The organism is Paenibacillus sp. FSL H7-0918 (assembly GCF_038007025.1).
In the GTDB taxonomy this organism is placed as follows: Bacteria; Bacillota; Bacilli; order Paenibacillales; family Paenibacillaceae; genus Paenibacillus_AQ; species Paenibacillus_AQ odorifer.
Genome location: NZ_JBBOWJ010000002.1, coordinates 1,104,502 through 1,127,716, shown reverse-complemented (window position 1 = coordinate 1,127,716; position 23,215 = coordinate 1,104,502). Strand labels below are relative to the sequence as shown.

Here is a 23,215-nt window from a genome sequence, read left to right as displayed (position 1 = left end):
GGCAATCTTTTTTTTCGTAGCTGGGTAGTGTGAGGGAGGAAGCGATACGGTGGTGTGGCGGAAAAGAGAGGCAAAAGTGCCTCTGATCTGAGCGAATGCGGCGATGCGGCGTGAAAGAGAGGCAAAAATGCCTCTGATCTGAGTAAATGAGGCGGATTGGCGTGAAAGAGAGGCAAAAGTGCCTTTGAAATGAGTGAATTCGGAGGAGTGGTGCGAAAGAGAGGCAAAAGTGCCTTTGATTTGAGCGAATACGGCGGAGTTGCAGTAAAGAGAGGCAAAAGTGCCTCAGAAATGAGCGAATGCTTTGGATTGGCATGAAAGAGAGGCAAAAGTGCCTCTGAAATGAGCGATTGCGGCGGATTGGCGTGAAAGAGAGGCAAAAGTGCCTTTGAAATGAGTGAATTCGGAGGAGTGTGCGAAAGAGAGGCAAAAGTGCCTTTGAAATGAGCGAATGCGGCGATTGGCGGACATGAGAGGCAAAAGTGCCTTTGAAATGAGTGAATGCGGCGGAGTGGCGGAGATAAGAGGCAAAAGAGACCACGCTCCTTCATCCTCTTTATATTTTCAACCAACATATGTTTAACGACCCACTCATTGACAGGATATCGAGCCCTGATAGCACGATAATCTTTAATTTATCCAGCATATCTTTAATTTTGCGGCTATTTGTAAGGAAAGATCTGGGTTAGATTAGGGTGGACTAATCAAAGTAAGGCAGGAGGGGTGCCGACAAAATTGAATGCGCTTGCACGATCGGGGTTGAATACAGAATGTGCTTGCACGAATGTGGTTGGATACAGAATCTGTAGGCAGAAGAGAGTAGAAGTAGAAGAAGAACAAGAAGTAGAAGAAGAAGAAGAAGAAGAAGAAGAAGAAGAAGTAGAAGAGGGTAGGAGCAGCAGAGGGACGGGACAACAGAAGTAATCTACTTGCTGTTCGGCGACATAGTGAGACACATTACGCTTCATGGATGAGAGTAACCGAAACAACTACAGGACGAGGAGAGTGGAAAATGAACCTTCACACCGGTAAAAAGGCGCGTCGTAAGCTGACATCAGCTGTTCTGGCGGCAGCTTTGCTAGTTTCAGGACTTCCCCTAACGGCTTACGCCGGCGATACGTGGCCTTTTACAGGAGACAGTGCGCCGGGTGCCAATCAGCCTAATGTACATGGATATACGAGCAGCCATATTGCGAACTGGAGTCCGGCAACCGATCCGGATGCAGAGCTGTTGAGATCGCGGGTGCCGCTGCAGAAGCGGAATGCCCCATTTGCTGCAACCCAAGCTAACCCAGCGCTTAGCGCAGATACACAGATGATCAACGTTGCTGGCGACTACGGGAATGCTTTTATTGAGAACGCACCGTATACGAACAAGTTTGCGCAGTATCACTTTAACTTTTGGCAATATATCGATTACTACTCCTACTGGCATGGTACAGCGACTGCGTATACCCCGCCGGAATATTATGATGAATTGGCCCAGAAGGACTGGCAGCAAAAATGGTTCGAATTTGGCATGCTGAACATCCCGAACCCTACCTACACCGATGCAGCGCATAAGAACGGCGTGTTGTCATTGGCGGGGATCTTTTTTTCCAATAATGACCGTGGACAGCAGACGTACAAACAAATGATAGTTAAAGATGAGAATGGTAATTTTCCGGTGGCGGATAAACTGATCGAGATGGCCGGGTATTTCGGGTTTGACGGTTATTTTGTAAATCAGGAAGAGATGAATCCGAATGTAGCGACCCAAGATATCCCCGATTACATCGCTTTTATGAAGGTGCTGCAAGAGGGCGGCCTGTATGTACAGTGGTACGACTCGCTGAACACCAATACCGGTGCTAATACGTTCGCCCGGACGATTAATGATACCAATATCTCCTTTTTAGTGGATAAAAGCACCAAGGAACCCGTCTCCAATTCGTTTTTCTTCGACTACGGGGCTGGCAATACACAGATTACCAACGCGGCTAATTACTTAAGCAATCTGAATGCCAGTCTGGGAACAAGCTACAACTTGTTTGAAGTTGGTTTTGCAGGGCTGGAAGCAGGTCGTGACCGGTTCAAGTCCGTTAACGGAACAGCGTTGATGAACAAGCTGGATAGCAATGGCTTGCCGCGGCTCAGCTTGGCTACACTCGGTGCGGACTTTGTTCATGCCGGTCTGGATGAGGACATGAACCTGTCTTACCCGGTCTCACACAGATCCGAAAATGACTACCAATGGATGACAAAACTGCGTGAGCAGCTATGGTGGTCAGGCCCGAACGTGGACCCTAAGAATACGGTCAAATCGGCAACCAATACCGTTGCCGATGTTTATGCCGACAACCGTTACTGGCCGGGAATCTCGTCCGTCATTGCGGAGCGTTCGGTGATTAAGGACAAGAACTTTTACACCAATTTTAACACTGGACAGGGCTTGTCCTATTCCGTGAACGGTGAAGTATCGAACCCGGATGAGTGGTCTAATATGAGCCTGCAGGATATCCCAGTGACTTGGCAGTGGTGGCAGGATACTGCTGGCAATAAGCTTACTGTAGATTTTGATTATGGACCGGAGTACAACCTTGCGAGTACAAACCGTTACAACTATGAGCAGATCGGTGCGTATAACGGTGGCAGTTCACTGGTGGTGAACGGCAATCTGAATGCGAAGAACTTCTTGCGTCTGTACAAAACAGAGCTGGAGGTCAATGGCAACTCCAAGCTGTCGATCAGCTTCAACAAGCCATCTGCCACAGATGCTTCGGCGATGGCAGTAGGACTCATCCTGGCTGATGATCCGAATACCGTCGTAGAGGTCGCTGTTCCAAACAGTGGTCAGCACTCGGACGGTTGGTTGACAAAGGAGCTGGACCTCAGTGCATACGCGGGTCATAATATTGCAGCCCTTGGACTGGTCTTCGATCCCGGGCAAGGAACAGCGTCCACCTACCAGATGAACGTCGGACAGCTGCGCGTCTATGACGGGTCTGCCGTAAAGCCCGCAGCTCCTGCGGAATTAGCAGTTGCGGAAGCTTTTACAGATACAGGTGAAATGGTTGTGAAGTGGAAGCTAGATCCCGATTACACTAAGATCAAGCAATATAATGTGTACGTGAATGATGTATTTATAGGCGGCAAATACGATGAGGTGTTCTACCTGAAGCATCTCCCGGTGAAATCCGGAACCCTTAAAGTGGTTGCAGTGGGTGCGGATGGAGTGGAGGGTGAAGCCGCAACGCTGGCTTTTGATCTGGATGCGGCGGTTTCCGGAGTGAAGGTGGATTCAAGTCCGGACGGGGAGTTGACTGTGAACTGGACGAACTCCGCCCAAGCTTCCGGTGACATTACCGTTCGAGTGCAGTCTTTGAATTGGATTACGACATCCGAACCGGTGTCACAGCAAGTGGTTGTCCCGGCAGGTGCAAGCACTGCGCTGTTCACGGGGATGCCGATAAACGGCGATGATTACATTGTCACCGTTACCGCAGGTAACACCGATCCAGTCTCGGTCAGCGGCCAGTTCATCGACACGGTCGCGGAACCTTACGCGGAAGAATGGTCCTGGACGGCCGGTAAGCTGAATCTGCCGATGCCGAATACCAGAGACTGGCGGTATATGTATGTGTATGAGGATGGGAATGCAAAATCTTTTGCCACAACGTATAGCTCTGGCAATAAGCCGATGATTATCCGTGGACGGACAACTAAGGCGAGCTTAAGCTTCACCTCGTCGGCAAAAGTTGTGCATGTGGTGATGGAGGATTATGCAGGCAACAGCTCCAAACCTTTCTATCTGAAAGGAAGCTATCCCGTTCTCTTTGATGCTAATGGGGGTGAACCAGCAAATACTGTGGCCGAGGCTGTGTATGGCACTTTGCTGATGGAGCCTACAGGCATTGCCAGAGAGGGTTATGACCTGGAAGGCTGGTACATTGGAGAAGGAGAAGATGCGCGAAGATGGAATTTTGCCGAAGATCTAATAACCGGTGAGCTGAACTTGCAAGCGAAGTGGGCCTTGCAAGCTCCAAAGGTGCAGATCGTAGGGGAAGGCTCCTTCCGTGAAAATACGTCCGCGACACTAACGGCAGTTGCCACTGGCGCAGGGCAGCTGACTTATGCCTGGTATGCGGACACAGGCAGCGGTTATGGAGATGCGTTGGGAGTGTCCGCCTCCTATACTATCCCTGCTTTGACTACCGGGATGGATGGCAATAAGTACAAGGTCATCGTCACCAATGAATCTGGTGACAGCAGTGAAGCAGAGTACACAATTAACTTAACTCCGGCTGAAGCACCATGGGAAGCGCCTGATTTCATAACCGATCTTCCGTCTGCACTTGATGTCATTACTGGTGAAGAAGTGAAGCTGTTCGTACAGATCCGCGGGGATGTGGAATCGGTTCGCTGGGAGACGAAGGCAGCAACCGCAGAGGAATGGACTGTGGCGGAGAGCGTGACTTCGGCGGTATACGCATTTACTGCTTCTGAAACAGACAGCGGTACGCAGTTCCGTGTGGTTCTGACTGGAAAAGAGGGAACGGAGCCTTCAACAAGAACCGGTAATGAACTTACGGTGACAGTACATCCGGCACCCGATGCGCCAATTATCACCTCTAATAGTGTAGATAAGAATCCGGCAGTTGTAGGTGATAAGGTGTCTTTTGCCGTAGTAGCTTCTGCAGTTTATGGCGAGTTAAGCTACCAATGGTTGAAAGACGGGCAGGCCATTGAAGGTGCTGTGGAGCGTAATTATACGATTCCTTCTGCAAAAGAAACAGACAGCGGCGAGTACACGGCCGTAGTCACCAACACCAAAATACTGAATGGTCACCCTTATACGGCTGTTCAAAAGAGCGGAATTATTAATTTCAAGGTCCACAATACTCCTGTATCTACACCGCAGCCGACATCGGCTCCAGGGACAGGTACGGGAACTGGTGGAGCGACTCCGGCAGCGACAGCAACACCGCTTCCAACTCCGACTAGTGCAACATTGACGATTCCAGCAAGTACACTCAGTGCACCTACTGAGAACGGCAAAGTGACGGTAATGGTGCCGGCAGGCGTTACAGCTATCGAGCTGCCTGTAAATGCAGGTGAGTTGCTAGGGATCCGTCAACTTGAATTGTCCGCTTCGGGAACCACACTTGGTATTGCGCCGGAATTGCTGGTGCAATTGAAGGCTCTGCTTAATGAAGCCCAAGCTTCAGGCAGCAAGATTCTGGTGAAGCTCAGCCCGGAGACTTTGAACATGAGCACACTGAAAGTAGAGCGTGGGGTGGTCTTGCGGGGTACAGGTATGACGTTTGATCTGAGCATCATCGCGGGGAATGGCACATCTAGCCGTCTTCCAAGCTTCAGCAAACCAGTAACCTTACAATGGAGTGCAACAAATACGGATTATAATACTAATTTGCTTGGTTTATATGCTATTGCTGAAGGGGGTTCGCTTACCTATCTCGGCGGAGTGTATGCGAATGGCTTCCTGCAAGGGGAGTTTAGCGGAACAGGCAGGCTGGCTGTGCTGGAGTACAATAAATCCTTCGCTGATGTTCCGTCTACTCACTGGGCTGCGGACACTATCCGCCAGCTGGCGGCTAAACATCTGGTACAAGGCACTTCCGAAAATGGATTTGAACCCGCCCGCAGGATTACAAGAGCGGAATTTGTGAAGCTGCTGGCTGGCGTGCTGGGACTGCAAGATCAGGCGGAATTGAAATTTAGTGATGTGCCTTCTGGTGTCTGGTATGAGCAGGACCTGGCGCGTCTGGTCCGGGCAGGTATTGTAGGTGGACGCACTGCTGAGCAGTTCGATCCGAGTGCGAACATCAGCCGCCAGGAGATTGTCACTATGCTAATGCGTGCCTATGTACTGGAGCATGGAGCGCTTCAGTCATCAGCCCCGGCAACATTCACCGATTCCGGTGAGGTAGCAGCCTGGGCGGCAGACAGCGTGAATGCTGCTTCATCACTGGGTCTGGTGAATGGCCGCACGGACGGGAAGTTTGTTCCCGGTGGCTTGGCGACCCGTGCCGAGGCTGCGCAGTTCATCTTGAATTACATCCGGTAGATTATATTGCCTCACCACGGTCTGCCCAAGGAGCCCTTTGCTCCATGGGCAGACTGTCTTTGCTTGGCGGAGGATTGCAAGCTTTTACCAGCCACAGGCAGGAAGCACCTCATGCTATACTTTATTCATAATGACAAGCAGCGAAGCTTAGTCTTCCCCCTGCTGTAGGAGGTTGCTGATGTTTCCGGGGAAATTGTACAGAAAGTATCTGAAGAATAATCTGTTTATGAAAATCATCCTGCTCTTCTCAGTCATTGCCGTGGTCACCATTATCACCTTCTCCTACCTGATGTTCTTGCTCATGTCTCAGGCTGTAGTGCAGCGGCAGATGGAGATTCAGAAACGTACCGTGGAGAGCATCAACAGCTATATTGAGCAGAAATATGACTCTGTACAGTCTATGATGCGGGACGTGTACCGGGACACGGAGCTGACTGCTAATACGTCGTATTTGCTGGAGCATCCGTATGAAGATTACGTGAGGTACCGGCTGGACCGCTATTTCAACGAAAGTAATGCTACGACGGATACCGTGCAGTTTTTTCGCAATCAAGTTGAAGATGATCCTGATATCCGCAGTTTAATGCTCTACAGTGCAGCTGAACAGCAGCTGTATGTCTATAATGACCAAGGCAAATTTCAGATTATTTCCACTAATGCAGCCCACTCTTTCGTACCGGATGCGCTGTATCTGGAGGAGGAAGGGAGTGTCACTGCTCCAAACACTTGGGTCAGTCAGGCGATCTCATCTCCGGAGGGGCCAATGTTTACGGTCCGTACCCCAGTCAATAACAAGATATCACTGCGCAACATTGGTCAGCTTCTAGTCTATTTTGATGCCAGTGAGGTCTGGGGGAGTATGGGCAATTATAAGGATGACTTCAAGGGAAAGATTCTGGTGCTGGCAGCGGATGGGGATGTGTTATTTGATACCTCGGGCACCTATTATGGAAAGCGCTATCCTTATCCCGAGCAGATGAATTCTGCCTATACAGATGGTGAAGAAGTCGGCGGGATGATCATTACTAAGCAGACTCACACCCAAGGCGGATTTACTGTGTTGAGTGCTGTACCTAAGCAGGAATTAGCCGCCACTTATAGGGGATTGCGGAACATGATCTTCATTATCTGCTTGATCTGCCTGTTGTTTGCGATTATTACACCCACTTTATTTATCAATAATTTTGCCAGACGGACTCATAAAATTATCAAGTTCACCCGCAAAGTGAAAAACGGTGACCTGGATGCCCGGATTACCGATGTCAGAGAAGACGAGCTGGGGCAGATCTCCAAGAGCTTCAACGACATGCTGGATGAGCTGAATCTTCATATAGACCGTGTGTTCAAGGCTGAAATCAAGCAAAAACATACCGAAATCGCCGCGCTTGAAGCCAGGGTAAACCCACATTTTCTCTACAATACCTTGGAGGTGATCCGAATGAGAGCAATCTCTCAAGGAGCTTCAGATGTCGGGGAGATGATCTACAGCTTGTCGGTGTTGTTCAAAAGCTATGTTCATCAGAAACCCAAGCATACGATGAAGGATGAACTAGAGGCCTGCCGTTTATATCTGGAGCTGTTCCGCATCCGTTATAAGGATAAATTCTCTTATACAATGGAATGCGGGAAAGAGCTTACAGGAAGAGTTGTACTCAAAATGTCGCTGCAGCCTATCATTGAAAACTACATTCTACATGGGATGCGCGTGGACAAGAATGATAATCACATCAGTGTGGCTGTGGTCAAGGATGGCCAATATTTGCGTGCGGTAGTTACAGACAATGGGCGGGGGATTGCCCCGGACAGATTGGTCCAGCTCAAAGAAGGTCTTTTGCAGCCAGATGAACAATCGGAATCATTCGGCCTGCGCAGTATTCATGAACGTTTGAAGCTGCTTTATGGCAGTGAGTATGGCATTGAATTACAAAGCGAAGCGGGTACCGGCACAACCGTGACTGTGTATTTTCCCGATCTGGGAGAGGATGATCCAAACCATGTATAAAATTTTCATTGTGGACGACGAGCCTTTTATTATCGAAGGATTATATGACATTGTGGATTGGGCAGCACTGGGGATGGAGATTGTCGGCCACGCCGAGAACGGACAGGAAGCGCTGGAGTCGTTGCGGTTTGTTCCAGCGGATATTCTGATTACGGATATTTCCATGCCGCTGATGAACGGGCTGGATCTGATCCGGGCCGTACGGGAGATTCAGCCGGAGATCAAAGTTGTTATCCTCAGCGGCTATGATGAGTTCGGTTATCTTAAGGAAGGAATGGCGCTCGGCATTGAAAATTATCTGCTCAAGCCTATTAATTTGCAAGAGTTCCGGGCAACATTAGTGACTGCCGCCGAGAAGCTGGGTGTCTCCCGTCAAGAGAGTCAATTCAATGCGCATAGTATTTCCATTCTGCGCGATAATGTGATGTACCGCTGGCTGCGGTGCCAGATTGGGCCGAAGGAATTCTGTGAACGGACTGATTTTCTGGGACTTAGACTAGATAAGCCGCTGGTGCAGGTAGCCCTGCTTCGCCCTGAACAGGACGCTGCCGAGCTATTTCAGGCGGTGGAAGAGGTTGTAGGCGGTAACCCGTCTTTGATTGCATTCCGGGATATGGATGGAGATACCGTGCTGCTGCATCTGCTTAGTGAGTATCAGCAGGGTAAAGAAGCGGTGGAAAGGCTTCATGCGCAGCTGCTGTTATCCCTAACTGGCGGTCCGCCAATGCGTCTGTCCGTAGGAACAGTGGAGGAGATGGAGGAGGCGGCGGCCCAGAGTTATGCCCATGCAAAGATGACTCAGGAATATTTCATGCTGTTTCCAGAGCGGAATTTGCTGCATTATGAGGAAGTTCAGGACAGGCATGAGGTTGCCGTCCAAGGCATGCCGCTGAATTGGGAAGATGATCTCAAGCTGATTATGGCGAAGGATAAGGAAGCGCTGCTGGTGCGGATCCAGGATCATTTTGAGCAGCTGCGGCGGATGGAGGGGATTACACCCGTGCTGCTGCAAGGCATTGCCATGGAATGGTTGATCCGCTTCAAGATGCAGCTGCAGGAGATTCGTCATGTGGAAGAACCGGAGCTTTTCGCAGACGGTTTTGGCCTCATTCGCTCTACAGTTTCCATAAATGAACTGACTCAGATTATTCAGGAAGCCGCTACCATTACGGTAGACGCCTTAGTTCGGGACGTAAAGAGTCCAGTCGTGCAGCAGGTGCTGAATTATATCCATGAGTCCTACAATGAAGATGTGTCACTGAAGACCCTCGGTGCCCAATACCATATTCACCCGGTGTATTTGGGACAGCTGTTCCATAAAGAGGTGAATGAGTCATTCACCGAATATATCAATAAATACCGGATTGAGAAGGCGAAGGAGCTGCTGCGGAATACCTCACTTAAAGTTCATGAAATCGCTCTCAAAGTAGGCTATTGGGAGACCGGCTATTTTTACAAACAGTTTAAGAAGCATGTCGGGATATCTCCTACGGAGTACAAAGGGCTTGTCTAGCGGACCCCCGCTGCAAGCTTTTTCTTTATTTTCTACATGATTTATTTAGTTTATCTTCTGTTTGAAAATGCTTTCATAAATTACAGTAAAGATAGTCCTTGAAGGAGAAAGCTGCTGGTTTAATTCCGGATTAGGCCAGCGATCTTGAGGTAAACAAAGGGGAGGTTATACAGGAATGGGCAACAACAAAAGAAAAAGGTTTTCCCTGTTACTGACATCACTTATGGCATTCTCGCTTGCGCTCAGCGCATGTGGCGGCGATTCAAACAACGCGGCAACTAACAGTTCAGGAGCGGGCGGCGACGGTGCATCATCCGAGAAACCAGTCGAACTGATCTGGTACACGATCGGCGGACCGCAGAAGGATCTGGACCGTGTCGTGGAAGAAGTCAATAAGTACACTAAAGAGAAGATAAATGTCACCCTGAAGATGAATATGATTGATTTTGGTGATTATACACAAAAAATGCAGGTCAAAGTAGCCGCTGGCGAACCCATGGACATTCTCTTTACGTGCTCCTGGGCGTTCGATTATGTGCAAAATGCCCGCAAAGGCGCTTTTATGGAATTGGACAGCCTGCTTAATGAATATGGAAAAGGCATCGTAGACACGATTGATCCGGCGTTCCTGGAAGGCTCCAAGGTAGATGGACATAATTATGCCGTACCTGCCAACAAAGAGCTTCCGGCGCAAGAAGTTTGGCGCTTTAATAAAGAGCTGCTCGACAAATATAACCTCGACATTTCCGGGGTGAACACAATGGAAAGCATTGAACCACTGCTGAAGACGATCAAAGAGAATGAACCGGGCATCACGCCTTACGCTATGGTGAAGGATTTCATGCCAGTGCTGCCGTTCGACTACATCATTGAAAAGATGCCAATGGCTGTTTATATGGACACAAAGGATTACAAGATCGTGAACATTCTGGAAACACCTGAACTCAAAAGCACTCTTGAAACCGTTCGCAAATATTACAAGGCAGGTTATATCTCGCCGGAAGTAGCAACTACAACTTCGGTGGATGATCTCTATAAATCTTCGAACTGGTTCATGGATCGTGCGGCTACCCAGCCGATGGCGGATAATCTGTGGTCGGCAAGCTACGGCTATCCTGTAGTTTCCACGCCAGCTGGAAAACCTTACATTTACAACTGGTCCGTTATGGGTTCGATGCAAGCCATCTCGGCTAACTCCGCATATCCGGAGAAAGCGATGGAGTTCCTGAACCTGCTCAACACCGATCCGGTGCTGCGCAACATGATTGACTCCGGAATCGAAGGCGTGCACTACGAGAAGACCGGTGAGAATTCTATGAAGAACCTGGATGAATCCAAGAACTATGACATGCCAACCTTCTCGCTGGGCAATATCATGATCAACTATTTGAACGAGGGTGACCCTGAGAACAAATGGGAAGAGTTCAAAAAGTTTAATGAATCCGGTGTGAATGCACCACTGCTTGGTTTTAACTTCGACACTTCCAAGGTGACCACTGAAATCGCTGCGGTTCAGAACGTAAAAGAAGAATACTGGTCACCACTGATGACTGGAACCGTTGATCCTGACGAGTATCTACCGAAAGCTATTGAGAAATTCAAGGCAGCCGGTTTGGACAAAATTATCGCTGAAGCGCAATCGCAAATTGATGCCTGGAAAGCGTCCAACAACAAGTAAAACATCAACGTAAGAGAAGATCGGGGCAGGGGCGTGGCCTCTGACCCGGTCTTTTTTTTGAAATATAAGGACATACAGGAGGGATCTAAGTGTGAAGACAATCAGCGGATTTATAAAAAATATTATGAATAACAAGATTATGCTGCTCATGGTTTTACCAGGTGCGCTTTGGTTTCTCTTTTTCTCTTACCTGCCGATGATAGGGACGATTATTGCATTCAAAGAATACCGCTTTAGCCGCGACGGCTTCTGGGCGAGTATTATCAACAGCAAATGGGTGGGGCTAGACAACTTCAAGTTTTTGTTTACCACCAATGACGCGTACATCATTACCCGCAACACCTTGCTCTACAATGGAGCGTTTATCCTGCTTGGCTTGATCTTGTCGGTTCTGATGGCGATTGTGCTGTCCGAGATTGTGAACAAGAAGCTGGCCAAAGTGTATCAGACCGGCATGTTCCTGCCCTACTTCCTGTCATGGGTCGTTGTCGGCTATTTTGCATTTAGTTTCCTGAGCTCCGAACGCGGGATGCTGAACCAGATCATGGGCTTTTTTGGCGCAGAGTCAATTCAGTGGTATTCGGAAAAAGCCTACTGGCCGTTCATCCTGATCCTAGTCTATCTGTGGAAAGCAGTTGGTTACAACAGCGTAGTTTATCTCGCAGCTATTATGGGGATCGACAAGTCGCTGTATGAAGCGGCGATGATCGACGGAGCTAGTAAGTTCCAACAGATTCGCAATATTACACTGCCGTTGCTGAGTCCAATTATCACGATCATGACCCTGCTGGCCATCGGTAAAATCTTCTACGCCGACTTCGGTCTCTTTTATCAGGTGCCTCGTAATTCCGGTACGCTCTACAGTGTCACGAATGTTATTGATACCTATGTCTATCAAGGCCTCAAAACAACGGGTGAGATTGGTATGAGCACTGCCGCAGGTCTGTATCAATCGGTTGTCGGCTTTACGCTAGTGATGACCTCTAACTATATTGTCCGCAAATACAACAAGGATAGCGCTTTGTTCTAGAACCTCATGAAAGGAGTGGGCCATATGTCTTCCATTACTAAGACTAAAAAAGAACGTGATTTCCACCATCTCTCAAAGCCCTGGAATGTCACTTTTAATCTGATAGCCGGCATCTTTGCGTTTCTGTGCGTGTTTCCGTTTCTGTTCGTCGTGATCATCTCCTTCACCGATGAGGTGGCGCTGGCGCGGGATGGCTATAAGCTGATTCCGGCAAAATGGAGTCTCGGCGCATACCGTTATGTGTTTGAATCCGGAGATATGCTGCTGCGTTCTTATGGTGTGACGATTTTTGTAACGGTGATAGGGACGATTATCAGCCTTTTGTTTATCGCTTTTTATGCGTATGCCATTTCCCGGAAAAGCTTCCGTTACCGCAATTTTTTCTCGTTCTTCGCGTTTTTTACCATGCTGTTCAACGGTGGACTTGTGCCGACTTATATTATCGTTACGCAGTTTCTAAGCCTGAAGGATACGATCTGGGCGTTGATTTTGCCGCTGGCGGTGAATGCTTTTTACATTATGATTCTGCGCACCTTCTACAGCACGAGTGTGCCTGATGCCATTATCGAATCCGGCAAAATCGACGGGGCGGGCGAGTTCCGTATCTTCCTGAAATTGGTGTTGCCTTTATCACTGCCCGGTCTGGCTACGATTGCTTTGTTCAGCACCCTCGGCTATTGGAATGACTGGTTCAATGCGCTGCTGTACATCGACAACCCGAATTTAGTCCCGCTGCAATCGATGCTGATGCGGATCGAGACCAGTATGCAGTTTATTTTGCAGAACTCCCAGAACAGTTCGCTCAGTCTGGAAGCTCTTCGCTCCATGCCGCAGGATACATCGCGGATGGCGATGGTCGTGCTGGCGACAGGACCGATTATTTTTGCCTATCCGTTCTTCCAGCGTTATTTCATTCAAGGTCTTACCGTAGGGGCTGTTAAGGAATGAGTTATACAAACCCGAATTTACCTGCTGAAGAACGGGCGGAGCATCTGCTCGGACTGATGACTTTGGAAGAGAAGGCCGGTCAGCTGATTCAGCCTTTTGGCTGGCAGGCCTATGAACATAGAGACGGTAAGATGACCTTGACAGAAAGCTTCAAGGAGAAGGTTGCCGGGGGCGGCGTGGGCTCGCTTTACGGGATGTTGCGCGCTGACCCGTGGACCGGCGTGACGCTGGCTACTGGCCTGTCTCCGCGTGAAGGTGCGGAAGCGGTGAATACGCTCCAGCGGTATGTGCTGGAGCATTCGCGGCTGGGCATTCCGGTATTGATCGGCGAGGAATGCTCGCATGGCCACATGGCGATCGGGGCCACCGTATTCCCGGTGCCCCTGTCGCTCGGCAGCTCCTGGAATGTAGAGCTGTATCGTGAGGTCTGCCGCGCCGTAGCGCTGGAGACACGCAGTCAGGGCGGTGCGGTTACGTATTCGCCGGTGCTGGATGTGGTGCGCGATCCCCGCTGGGGCCGCACCGAGGAGTGCTTCGGCGAGGACGCTTACCTGATCAGCGAGATGGCGGTTGCGGCTGTTGAAGGTCTGCAGGGGGAATCCTTGCAGAGCGGCGGCAGCGTGGGGGCTACGCTGAAGCATTTTGTGGGATACGGCAGCTCAGAAGGCGGCCGGAATGCCGGACCTGTGCACATGGGCTGGCGTGAACTGCTGGAAGTGGATCTGCTGCCCTTCAAAAAAGCGGTCGAAGCGGGTGCAGTCTCCATTATGCCTGCTTATAACGAAATAGACGGCGTGCCTTGCACGACAAATACAGAGCTACTAGAGGATATACTCCGCGAAGCTTGGGGATTTGAGGGTCTAATCATTACCGACTGCGGAGCTATAGAGATGCTGGCCTCTGGCCATGATGTGGCTGAAGATGGCATGGATGCAGCAGTGCAGTCACTGGAAGCCGGCATCGACATGGAGATGTCCGGGGAGATGTACGGCAAATACCTGGTGGATGCCGTTCGTGAAGACAAGCTGGACCCGGCACTGCTGGATCGGGCGGTCCGCCGTGTGCTGACGCTCAAGTTCAGGCTGGGCCTGTTCGAGCAACCATTCGCTGATCCCGATGCGGCTGAACGCGTCATCGGCAGCAAAGCGCATCAAGAGCTGGCCCGGCAAGTGGCGGGCGAGAGCATCATCCTGCTGAAAAATGAAGCAGGTGTGCTGCCATTGTCCAAGACCGCCGGCACGATCGCCGTCATTGGCCCTAACGCCGATGCCGGGTATAACCAGCTCGGCGATTATACCTCACCGCAGCCTCCGGCTAAGGTAGCGACCGTGCTCAGCGGCATCCGCAGCAAGCTGGCTGCAGAGCCGGAGCGGGTGCTCTATGCACCGGGCTGCCGGATCAAAGGCGATTCGCGCGAAGGTTTTGAAGCCGCGCTCGCTTGTGCAGAGCAGGCCGATACCGTTGTTATGGTCGTCGGCGGCTCCAGTGCACGCGATTTCGGGGAAGGCAGTATTGATCTTAAGACAGGCGCGTCCAAGGTGACGGAGAATGCCTGGAATGATATGGACTGCGGCGAAGGCATTGACCGGGTGTCATTGACCCTGTCGGGAGTGCAGCTGGAACTGATCCAGCAGGTTCATCAGCTCGGCAAACCTGTGATCGTTGTTTATATTAACGGCCGTCCGGTGAGTGAGCCTTGGATTGACGAGCATGTACATGCCATTCTGGAAGCCTGGTATCCAGGCCAAGAAGGCGGGCACGCTGTTGCGGATATCCTGTTCGGCGATGTGAACCCGTCCGGGAAGCTGACTGTATCCGTGCCGAAGCATGTGGGCCAGCTCCCGGTCTATTACAACGGTAAACGTTCCCGTGGCAAAAGATATCTGGAGGCCGATTCCCAGCCTCAATATCCGTTCGGCTTCGGGCTTAGCTACACTGAATTTACGTACTCCGGGTTGAAGGTGGAGCCGGAAGTAATTGCGGCTGGGGAGGCGGCTATAGTTTCCGTGGACGTTCAGAATACAGGAGACCGTGAGGGCGCAGAGGTGGTGCAACTGTACATTTCCGATGTCGCCAGTAAGGTCACCCGTCCCGCCAGGGAATTGAAGGCTTTTGACAAAATCAAGTTGGCTCCGGGTGAGAAGCAAACCGTGTTGTTCACGGTAGGGCCGGAGCAATTGCAATATATCGGACCGGATTTAAGACCTGTTGTAGAGCCAGGAGCGTTTAAAGTGCTGGTGGGTAAGCATGTAAATGATACACTGAGCACCGATTTGACGGTGAGGGGGTAAAGACATGGAACGCATTAAACGCTTCATCCGCGAGCTCTCCGAGCAGCAATGGCTAGAGGTGCAGGAATTGCGCGATTGGGAGATTCTGTCCTCGGTGTATCAATTGCCGGGACAGTATGACAAGCTGCAGCCTTATAAGGACGGCAGCAATTATGATCTGTTCCCGAGTGTGCAAGGAACGACCTATTTCTTCCGCCGTACTTTGGAGATTCCGGCTAACTGGCTGCCGGGCCACATCGGGTTGATTTTTGCTTCCGGTGGGGAAGGGCTGCTGCGGGTGAACGGTGAATCGCGGCAAGGACTCGACCGCAATCATACCTTTGTAACTCTGGCAGGTGATCCATCGGGCCGTCCGTTGGACCTGGAAATCGAACTCTTCGATCCGGTCCCCGAGCCGGTGGACCCATTAAATCAACAGGCGGTGATCCAGCCGCCGATTCGGATGATCCACAGCCAGCTGGTGCTGGTGAATAGACCTGTGCAGAGTCTAATGTACACGGCAGTAGTGATTCGCGATTCGGCAATTCTGCTGCCTGAGCAGGACCAGCGCCGTAACCGGATGCTGGAAGCTTTGTATGTGGTAATGGATGAATTCGTTGGCCTTACCACGCAGGAGATCCGCGAGGGTGGTGAGATTACGCGAATCGAGCAGAAGCTGCGGGGCAGAGTCGGGGAGATCGGCGGTCATGCCGAAGGAACAATCCACATGGTGGGCCAGTCCCATATCGATATTGCCTGGCTGTGGCCTGCGCGCGAGACCGTGCGCAAGACGAGCCGGACATTCTCGACGGTGAATGCCCTGATGGACGAATATCCTGACTATCAATATGCGCAGAGCCAGCCGCTGCTGTTCGAATATTTGAAAGACAATGACCCGGTACTCTATGAGAAGGTCAAGGCACGCATCCGTGAAGGACGCTGGGAACTGGTCGGTGGGATGTGGATCGAACCGGATCTGAACATTCCGAGCGGAGAATCGCTAATGCGGCAAATGTTGTATGGCCAACGCTTTTATCTGGAAGAGTTCGGGCGCACCTCACAGATTGAGTGGCTGCCGGATACCTTCGGCTACTGTGCTTCTCTGCCGCAGATTCTGCAGCATGGTGGCATCAAATATTTTATGACCACCAAGCTGGGCTGGAATGACACCAATGTCTTCCCTTACGATCTGTTCGATTGGGTCGGCATTGACGGCACGCCGATGTTGTCTTACCTGAATCATGGGGTCAATGAGAATACGCTGCCCAAAGATATTCATGAACACTATCAGTCCTTCCGTGAAAAAGATAAACATAATGAGCAGATGCTGCTCTATGGGCATGGTGACGGCGGCGGCGGGGTCACCCGCGAGATGCTGGAATATATCCAGCGTGCCGAGCTAATGGTCGGCCAGCCGGAGAGTAAATACAGTAATGCCGCGGATTTCTTCGCGGGCATTACGCGCAGTCAGCCGCAGCTGCCGCAGTGGCGGGGCGATCTGTATCTGGAGCTGCACCGCGGCACCTACACCACGCACGGCCGCAACAAGCGGAACAACCGCAAGGCGGAAGTGTTGTACCGTGAAGCGGAGCTGTGGCAGACATTAGCTTCGCCGCAGCTGGACACGGAGCAACATGCCGTAGTTGCCGGGCAGCTGCATCAGGGCTGGAAGCTGATTTTGTTGAACCAGTTCCATGATATTATTCCGGGCTCGGCGATTACCGAAGCTTACGAGACCTCGGAGAAGGAATACGCAGAGGTATTTGAGCTTGGCCGTGTTGCGCTTCAGCCAGGGCTTGCGGCATTGGCCGGGAACATTAACACGTCAGGCGAGGGTACACCTTACATTGTTTTTAATGGTTTGGGTTGGACGCGGGATGCCGTGGTCGAACTTGCTCTCAGCGAAGAAGTAGCCGCCAGCGGAAACTTTGCGGTGTATGGCGAGGATAACGTACTGCTGGAAGCAGATGTCCTGACGGAGGAGGCAGCAGTTTCTGGTGTCGCGGTTCTCGTTCCGGAGATTCCGGCCTTTGGCTACAAAACAATCTGGATTCGTGATCTGTCTCAGAAAACATCCGATGAAAGTAATGTAGAATCTGCCGCTGCTGAACATAATCAAACTGCTGTAGGAGCTATTCCCTTCGGCGACCGTTGGGAGACGGACTATTATCGTATTACCTTTAACGAGCGGGGAGAAATCACCAGTCTTTTTGATAAAAAAGGAAACCGGGAGATCGTAAAATCCGGTGAGCCGGCGAACCGCTTCCACTTTTTCCATGACCGTCCGACGCTTTGGGATGCCTGGGACATTGACAACCGTTATGAAGCCCAACCCGCCGGGGAGGCTGAACTTATAGAAAAGGCAGTGATCCGCACTGGTGCGGTGCAGGATATTTTGCGCTTCCGCTGGAAGCTGGGCCAATCCGAGATTACTCAGGATATGATTCTACATCACCATAATCCCCGGATTGATTTCCAGACGCATGTGAGCTGGAACGAAGCCCATAAGCTGCTTAAGGTAGGGTTTCCGATTGATGTTGTGACGGATAAGGCGACTTACGAGATTCCATTTGGTGCGCTGGAACGTCCGACCCACCGCAACACCAGCTGGGAGCAGGCGCAGTATGAGGTTTGCGGGCATCGTTTTGCCGATGTATCGGAACGTGGATATGGCGTCAGTCTGCTGAATGATTGCAAATACGGCTATGACATCCAAGGCAGTACCATTCGTTTGTCGCTCCTGCGCGCGCCGAAATGGCCGGATGCTACTGCGGATCTCGGCGAGCACGACTTCACCTATTCGCTATATCCGCACCGTGGGGATTGGCGGGAGGCTCATACTGTTCGCCGTGCAGCAGAGCTAAATCATGAGCTGTATACTTTTGCCGCTTCATCAACACAGGGGCAGCTGCCGCCAACAGGCTCATTTATTGGATTCTCCGGTGAGCATGTGGTGCTGGATACGATTAAGCCATCCGAGGACGGGCAGGGGACTGTTCTCCGTTTCTACGAATCCTCGGGAGGCCGTGAGCAGGTTCAGCTCAAATGGCAGCATCCAGTTCAGAGCGTCTACCTGTCCAATGCTCTGGAAGAGCAGCTGGAATTGATCGAACATACGGCTGGCGGTGAATTGGAACTTCACTTTGCCCCTTACGAGATCAAAACAATTTACATCAGAAATTAAATAATCACATCACAGATGCAAAGGAGCATATCTCACTTGGAACAATTCCGATTACCCAAAATAGCAATGCCCCAGCTGCCGCTGCCGCAGGCCGTACAAGAAGTACTTGCCGAAGCAGAGGAGAAGCTGGCACATCGCCCGAAGCTGTTGCAGCTGTTCAAGAACTGTTTTCCGAATACGCTGGAGACGACGACTAAACTGCTGGATGACGGAACCACCTTTGTGATTACCGGCGATATTCCGGCCTCCTGGCTGCGTGATTCAGTGGAGCAGGTAATTCAATACGTGCCTCTGGCCAAAAACGATCCCGATCTCCAGCGCATTATCGGCGGTCTTATCAAACGCCATATTCAATATATTCATATCGATCCTTACGCCAATGCATTTAACGAGTCGGCCAATGACTGGCACTGGAACACTACGGATGTGACCGAGATGTCGCCATGGGTGTGGGAGCGTAAATTTGAGATTGATTCGTTATGTTTTGTTGTGCGCCTCGCTTATACCTACTGGAAAGAGACGGGCCTGACTGATTTCTTCGACGCTGGGTTCAAGTCGGCCATGCGCCAGATTTTCGATTTGTTCAAAAGAGAGCAGCGGCATTTCGAGCAGTCTCCGTACCGGTTCAGCCGCAATAACGGCATTCCGGAAGATTCTCTGCGCAATAGCGGTCTCGGTATGCCGGTGAACTATACCGGAATGATCTGGTCGGGCTTCCGGTCCAGCGATGATGCCTGTGATTTCCACTACAACATTCCTGGCAATATGTTCGCTGTTGTCGCGCTGCGCCAGATGCAGGAATTCGCGGAGTGGGTCTTCCGCGACCTAGAATTCCTGGCTGAACTTAAAGAGCTGGAATTTGAAGTGGATCATGGCATCAAGCTCTACGGCATTTATCGCCATCCGGAGTTTGGTCCGATTTATGCTTATGAGACCGACGGCTTCGGCAATTACTGCCTGATGGACGATGCGGGAACGCCCGGACTGATCTCCATTCCGTATCTGGGTTACGCTTCGGCGGATGATCCCATCTACCAGAACACCAGACGTTTCGCATTGAGCAAAGAAAATCCGTTCTATTATGAAGGCACAGCTGCCAAAGGGATCGGCAGCCCGCACACTCCGGAGAACTATATCTGGCATATGGCGTTGTCTATGCAGGGCATTACGGCTCAGACTGCCGAAGAGAAGCTGGAACTGATTGCGATGCTGGAAAGTACGGATGCTGGAACCGGATATATGCATGAAGGCTTCCATGTGGATGATCCTAGTGTATTTACCCGCAGCTGGTTTGCATGGTCGAACAGTTTGTTCTCGCAGCTTGTCTATCGGGCGATGAAGGAAGGTATTCTGTGAGCGGGGGCCGTATCATCCTGTTCGCGGACCCGTCTTTTCCCGGGTATACCGCAGCGGGCGGACTGACAGCGGAACAGGCACAGTCTATAGGAATACATCATACTGACCCTCCTGTTCATGCAGCACAGCTGGCCGAAACGCTGGACAGCGCCAAGGCCGGGGACTGCTTCGTTAGCTTCCATGCTCCGTACTTCCCGAAGGAGGCTTGGCCTTCCATCGTCGCCTATTTGAGCAGAGGCGGCAGCTTGATCAGCATTGGCGGTGCCCCGTTTAAGCATCCAGTCCGCCTAGTCGCTGAAGAGTGGCGGGTCGAAGCTGAGCAGACTGCCTATCACCGCCAGCTGCATATCCATGAAGCGCTGCAGGTGAGCAGCGCAGATCGCATACAGCAGCATGTCGCGCTTAGAGACATTCCGCTCTTTGTAGGCGATGAGCAGCTGCTGGCCCTGTCGGATACCTGGAACCTGGTGCCGCATGTCACTAAAAGCAGTGACCTGCCGGAGCAGATGGGTTCCAGTGGACCCATGGACACGCGGATCTACCCGCTGCTTAAGGGCATTACCGCCGCCGGGCGGGAAGTTTCAGCTCCAGCTGTGCTGTGGGAGCATATCGGCGGGCCTTTTGCCGGTGGCCGCTGGATCTTCATCGGCCAACCGCTTTCGCCTGATTTCTGGAATCAAGGCGGAACGGAAGCATTAACCCGCTGGGCAACTTTTGCCGCTCGGGGAGTAACAGAGCTGTGGCTGAAGCCTAACTATGCTTCTTATGAAGAAGGCGAGCGGCCGCTGCTGTTTTTGCAGGGTCAGCGGCTAAGCCGTAGCCAATCGTCACCGACATCAGCGCAGTGGACCCTGAACATCACTCTGAGCAAAGACGGGGAGTCTATCCCATGTTTCACTCACGAGTGCAAGCTTGAGGTCAGTCGCGAGCTGAACTTCCTACGTGTACCGCTTGCTGTAGAAATTCAACCTGGCCTGTATCATCTTTCTTGCCATGCTGTATCGGAAGAAGGCGAAGTGCGGATGTTGCGTCAAGGCTTTTGGGGATATGACGTGGGCCTGTTATCGCAGGGGGAACCGATTAAGGCGGGAAGAGATTATTTTATCAAAGACGGTCAGCCTTTACCTGTTGTCGGCATGACTTATATGACCTCTGACGTAGCGCGGAAGTTTCTATTCCTGCCAAATGCTGATGTCTGGAATCGGGATATGGCACAGATGCGGAAGGCAGGCATCAACTGGATTCGTACCGGCATCTGGACAGCCTACCGGAATATTATGCAGGTAGACGGTCACGCCTCGGAAGAAGTGCTGCGGGCGATTGATGCTTTTCTACTGACTGCTAAGCGGCATGAGCTGCAGGTTACCTTTACGTTCTTCTCCTTTACGCCGGAGACTTGGGAAGGGACGAATCCTTATCTCGATCCGCGCAGTGTAGAAGCGCAAAAACGGTTCATCCGCTCCATCATCGCACGGCATCGCACGACAACCCATGTGGATTGGGATTTGATCAATGAACCGTCAATGTTCGATCCGCCGCGGATTTTCTCGGACGGACCGAGCTCGGCGCGAGATAAATATGAACACGCTGCTTTCTCTGCTTGGCTGGAAGAACGCCATGGTGATATAACTTCGCTGCAAGAGCGCTGGAATATGACGCCGCTGGAATTGCCGGATTTTGCGGCTGCACAACCTCCTGAGCAAGAAGAGATTAACTTTAGTGTGCAGGATATTCATTCCGGAAAGCGCGGCACACGTTGGCTCGACTACTGCCTGTTCTCCATGGACATGCACAACGTATGGGCAAGGGAGCTTAGCGGGACTATCAAGGAACTCTGCCCAGATCATTTAGTGACCGTAGGGCAGGATGAGGCTTTAGGTGCCCAACGGCCATCGCCGTTCTTTTATGAGCGCGATGTCGATTACACCACTGTTCACAGCTGGTGGTTGAATGACAATCTGCTCTGGGATGGAATTTTTGCCAAAACCCATCATAAACCGAACCTCATTCAGGAGACCGGCATCATGTACGTAGAGACGCCAGACGGACGGGCTAAACGCAGTGAGGAAGAATTGCGGGCCATGCTGGAGCGCAAATATGCCTATGCGTTTGCTTCTGGAGGTGCCGGGGCTGTGCAATGGATCTGGAACACGAACTTTTATATGGATAATGCCAATGAATCACAGATCGGTGCGCTGCGGGCCGATGGGACTGAGAAGCCGGAAGCGGATGTGTCTTATGATTTTGGGCGGTTCATCGGCGAAGCCGGGGGATTATTTGACGGGCGGAAGCTGGAAGAGATTGCCGTGGTTTTCCCTTACTCTAATGACTTCTCTAACCGGAAGCTCGCCTTTGATGCGACTACCCGCCTGACGCGGATCTTATCTTATCAGCTTCATTTGCCTTTCCGCGCCGTATCGGAATACGATCTGGCTCCGCTGGAGGCAGAGCCGGCTAAGTTGATTCTCCTGCCGAGTGTGCACAATCTGGATAATGACGCCCTTCAGCAATTGCTGGACATAGTGGAGCGTACAGGTGCCGTTCTGCTCATTACTGGAGCATTGGGGGTTGATGCGTATTGGCAGCCTTCGGATCGTATGGACGCAATAGTAGGAGCCCGTAAACTTGGCAACATGCGCCGTGAGGAGCAGCTTCTATTGAACGGACGCAAGTTTGCGGTGTCCTATGGACAGAAGCGAATCGCGGAGCTAGTCAAAGAAACGCCAGCAAATGCAGATGTTGATTCGTCTAGCTCAGGTGGTGTGGGTGATCACCTCATCGAACGCCAGCTTGGCACAGGTCGCCTGATCTGGTGCCCGCTACCTTTAGAACTGAATGACCGCGACGAGCCGATCGCCGCGCTCTACCAATATGCTGCACAAGCCGCAGGTATCGAAACCGGGCTGGAATGGATCAGCGGTGGAGACCTGCCAGGTGTGTACGGGCGAAAGCTTGCTTTTGCAGAAGGTTCATTGTATATCTTCGTATCTGAATACGCCTGGGATGCCGAACTTGAAATAAAAGATCCTGCAACTGGAGCTCATTACTCATTTTTACTGGAGAAAGAACGTTCGGTGTTGTTTGCAGCTGATTCAGCGGGCAAGCTGGTAGCTGTCTACAGACCTGAAGAGGTTAACATTACGCTTAATAAATGCTGAAGAACTGAG

The 23,215-nt window shown here is 51.3% G+C and carries 12 protein-coding genes; all 12 read left to right on the top strand.

The genetic code is table 11. The features are described from left to right. Positions 1 to 189 precede the first annotated feature (189 nt). The 12 genes from MHI15_RS18950 to MHI15_RS18895 all read left to right on the top strand — a co-directional run bounded on the left by MHI15_RS18950 (position 190) and on the right by MHI15_RS18895 (position 23,206). Complete coding sequence (locus tag MHI15_RS18950) at positions 190 to 318, top strand: hypothetical protein (protein WP_341164703.1); 129 nt, start codon at positions 190 to 192, stop codon at positions 316 to 318. A gap of 405 nt (positions 319 to 723) precedes the next feature. Then, positions 724 to 924 carry a hypothetical protein gene (locus MHI15_RS18945; protein ID WP_341164702.1) on the top strand — a complete coding sequence of 67 codons (201 nt, stop codon included), beginning with the start codon at positions 724 to 726 and terminating at the stop codon, positions 922 to 924. Between the two features lie 88 nt (positions 925 to 1,012). After that, positions 1,013 to 6,067, top strand: a complete 5,055-nt coding sequence (locus MHI15_RS18940; protein ID WP_341164701.1) for an endo-beta-N-acetylglucosaminidase — start codon at positions 1,013 to 1,015, stop codon at positions 6,065 to 6,067. 178 nt (positions 6,068 to 6,245) lie between these two features. Continuing rightward, a complete protein-coding gene (locus MHI15_RS18935; protein ID WP_076195153.1) occupies positions 6,246 to 8,069 on the top strand; it encodes a cache domain-containing sensor histidine kinase in 1,824 nt (607 codons plus the stop codon). Then, positions 8,062 to 9,582: a response regulator transcription factor gene (locus tag MHI15_RS18930; RefSeq protein WP_076195154.1), complete on the top strand. Its 1,521-nt coding sequence runs from the start codon at positions 8,062 to 8,064 to the stop codon at positions 9,580 to 9,582. Before MHI15_RS18935 ends, MHI15_RS18930 begins: the two co-directional genes overlap by 8 nt. A gap of 175 nt (positions 9,583 to 9,757) precedes the next feature. Beyond that, positions 9,758 to 11,260: an ABC transporter substrate-binding protein gene (locus MHI15_RS18925; RefSeq protein ID WP_076130103.1), complete on the top strand. Its 1,503-nt coding sequence runs from the start codon at positions 9,758 to 9,760 to the stop codon at positions 11,258 to 11,260. Positions 11,261 to 11,384: 124 nt separating this feature from the next. After that, entirely contained in the window at positions 11,385 to 12,290 is a 906-nt protein-coding gene (locus MHI15_RS18920; protein ID WP_282579979.1) for an ABC transporter permease, read from the top strand. A 24-nt stretch (positions 12,291 to 12,314) separates the two neighbouring features. After that, positions 12,315 to 13,238, top strand: a complete 924-nt coding sequence (locus tag MHI15_RS18915) for a carbohydrate ABC transporter permease (RefSeq protein ID WP_076219931.1) — start codon at positions 12,315 to 12,317, stop codon at positions 13,236 to 13,238. Further along, positions 13,235 to 15,529, top strand: coding sequence for a glycoside hydrolase family 3 N-terminal domain-containing protein (locus tag MHI15_RS18910; RefSeq protein WP_341164700.1), 2,295 nt, complete (start codon positions 13,235 to 13,237; stop codon positions 15,527 to 15,529). Before MHI15_RS18915 ends, MHI15_RS18910 begins: the two co-directional genes overlap by 4 nt. A gap of 4 nt (positions 15,530 to 15,533) precedes the next feature. After that, entirely contained in the window at positions 15,534 to 18,692 is a 3,159-nt protein-coding gene (locus MHI15_RS18905) for an alpha-mannosidase (protein ID WP_341164699.1), read from the top strand. A gap of 36 nt (positions 18,693 to 18,728) precedes the next feature. Then, positions 18,729 to 20,048 carry a glycoside hydrolase family 125 protein gene (locus tag MHI15_RS18900; RefSeq protein ID WP_076130111.1) on the top strand — a complete coding sequence of 440 codons (1,320 nt, stop codon included), beginning with the start codon at positions 18,729 to 18,731 and terminating at the stop codon, positions 20,046 to 20,048. Further along, the gene (locus MHI15_RS18895) at positions 20,045 to 23,206 is read left to right on the top strand and encodes a beta-galactosidase (RefSeq protein WP_445668006.1); all 3,162 of its coding nucleotides are present in this window, start codon (positions 20,045 to 20,047) and stop codon (positions 23,204 to 23,206) included. Before MHI15_RS18900 ends, MHI15_RS18895 begins: the two co-directional genes overlap by 4 nt. The last annotated feature ends 9 nt before the right edge of the window (positions 23,207 to 23,215 follow it).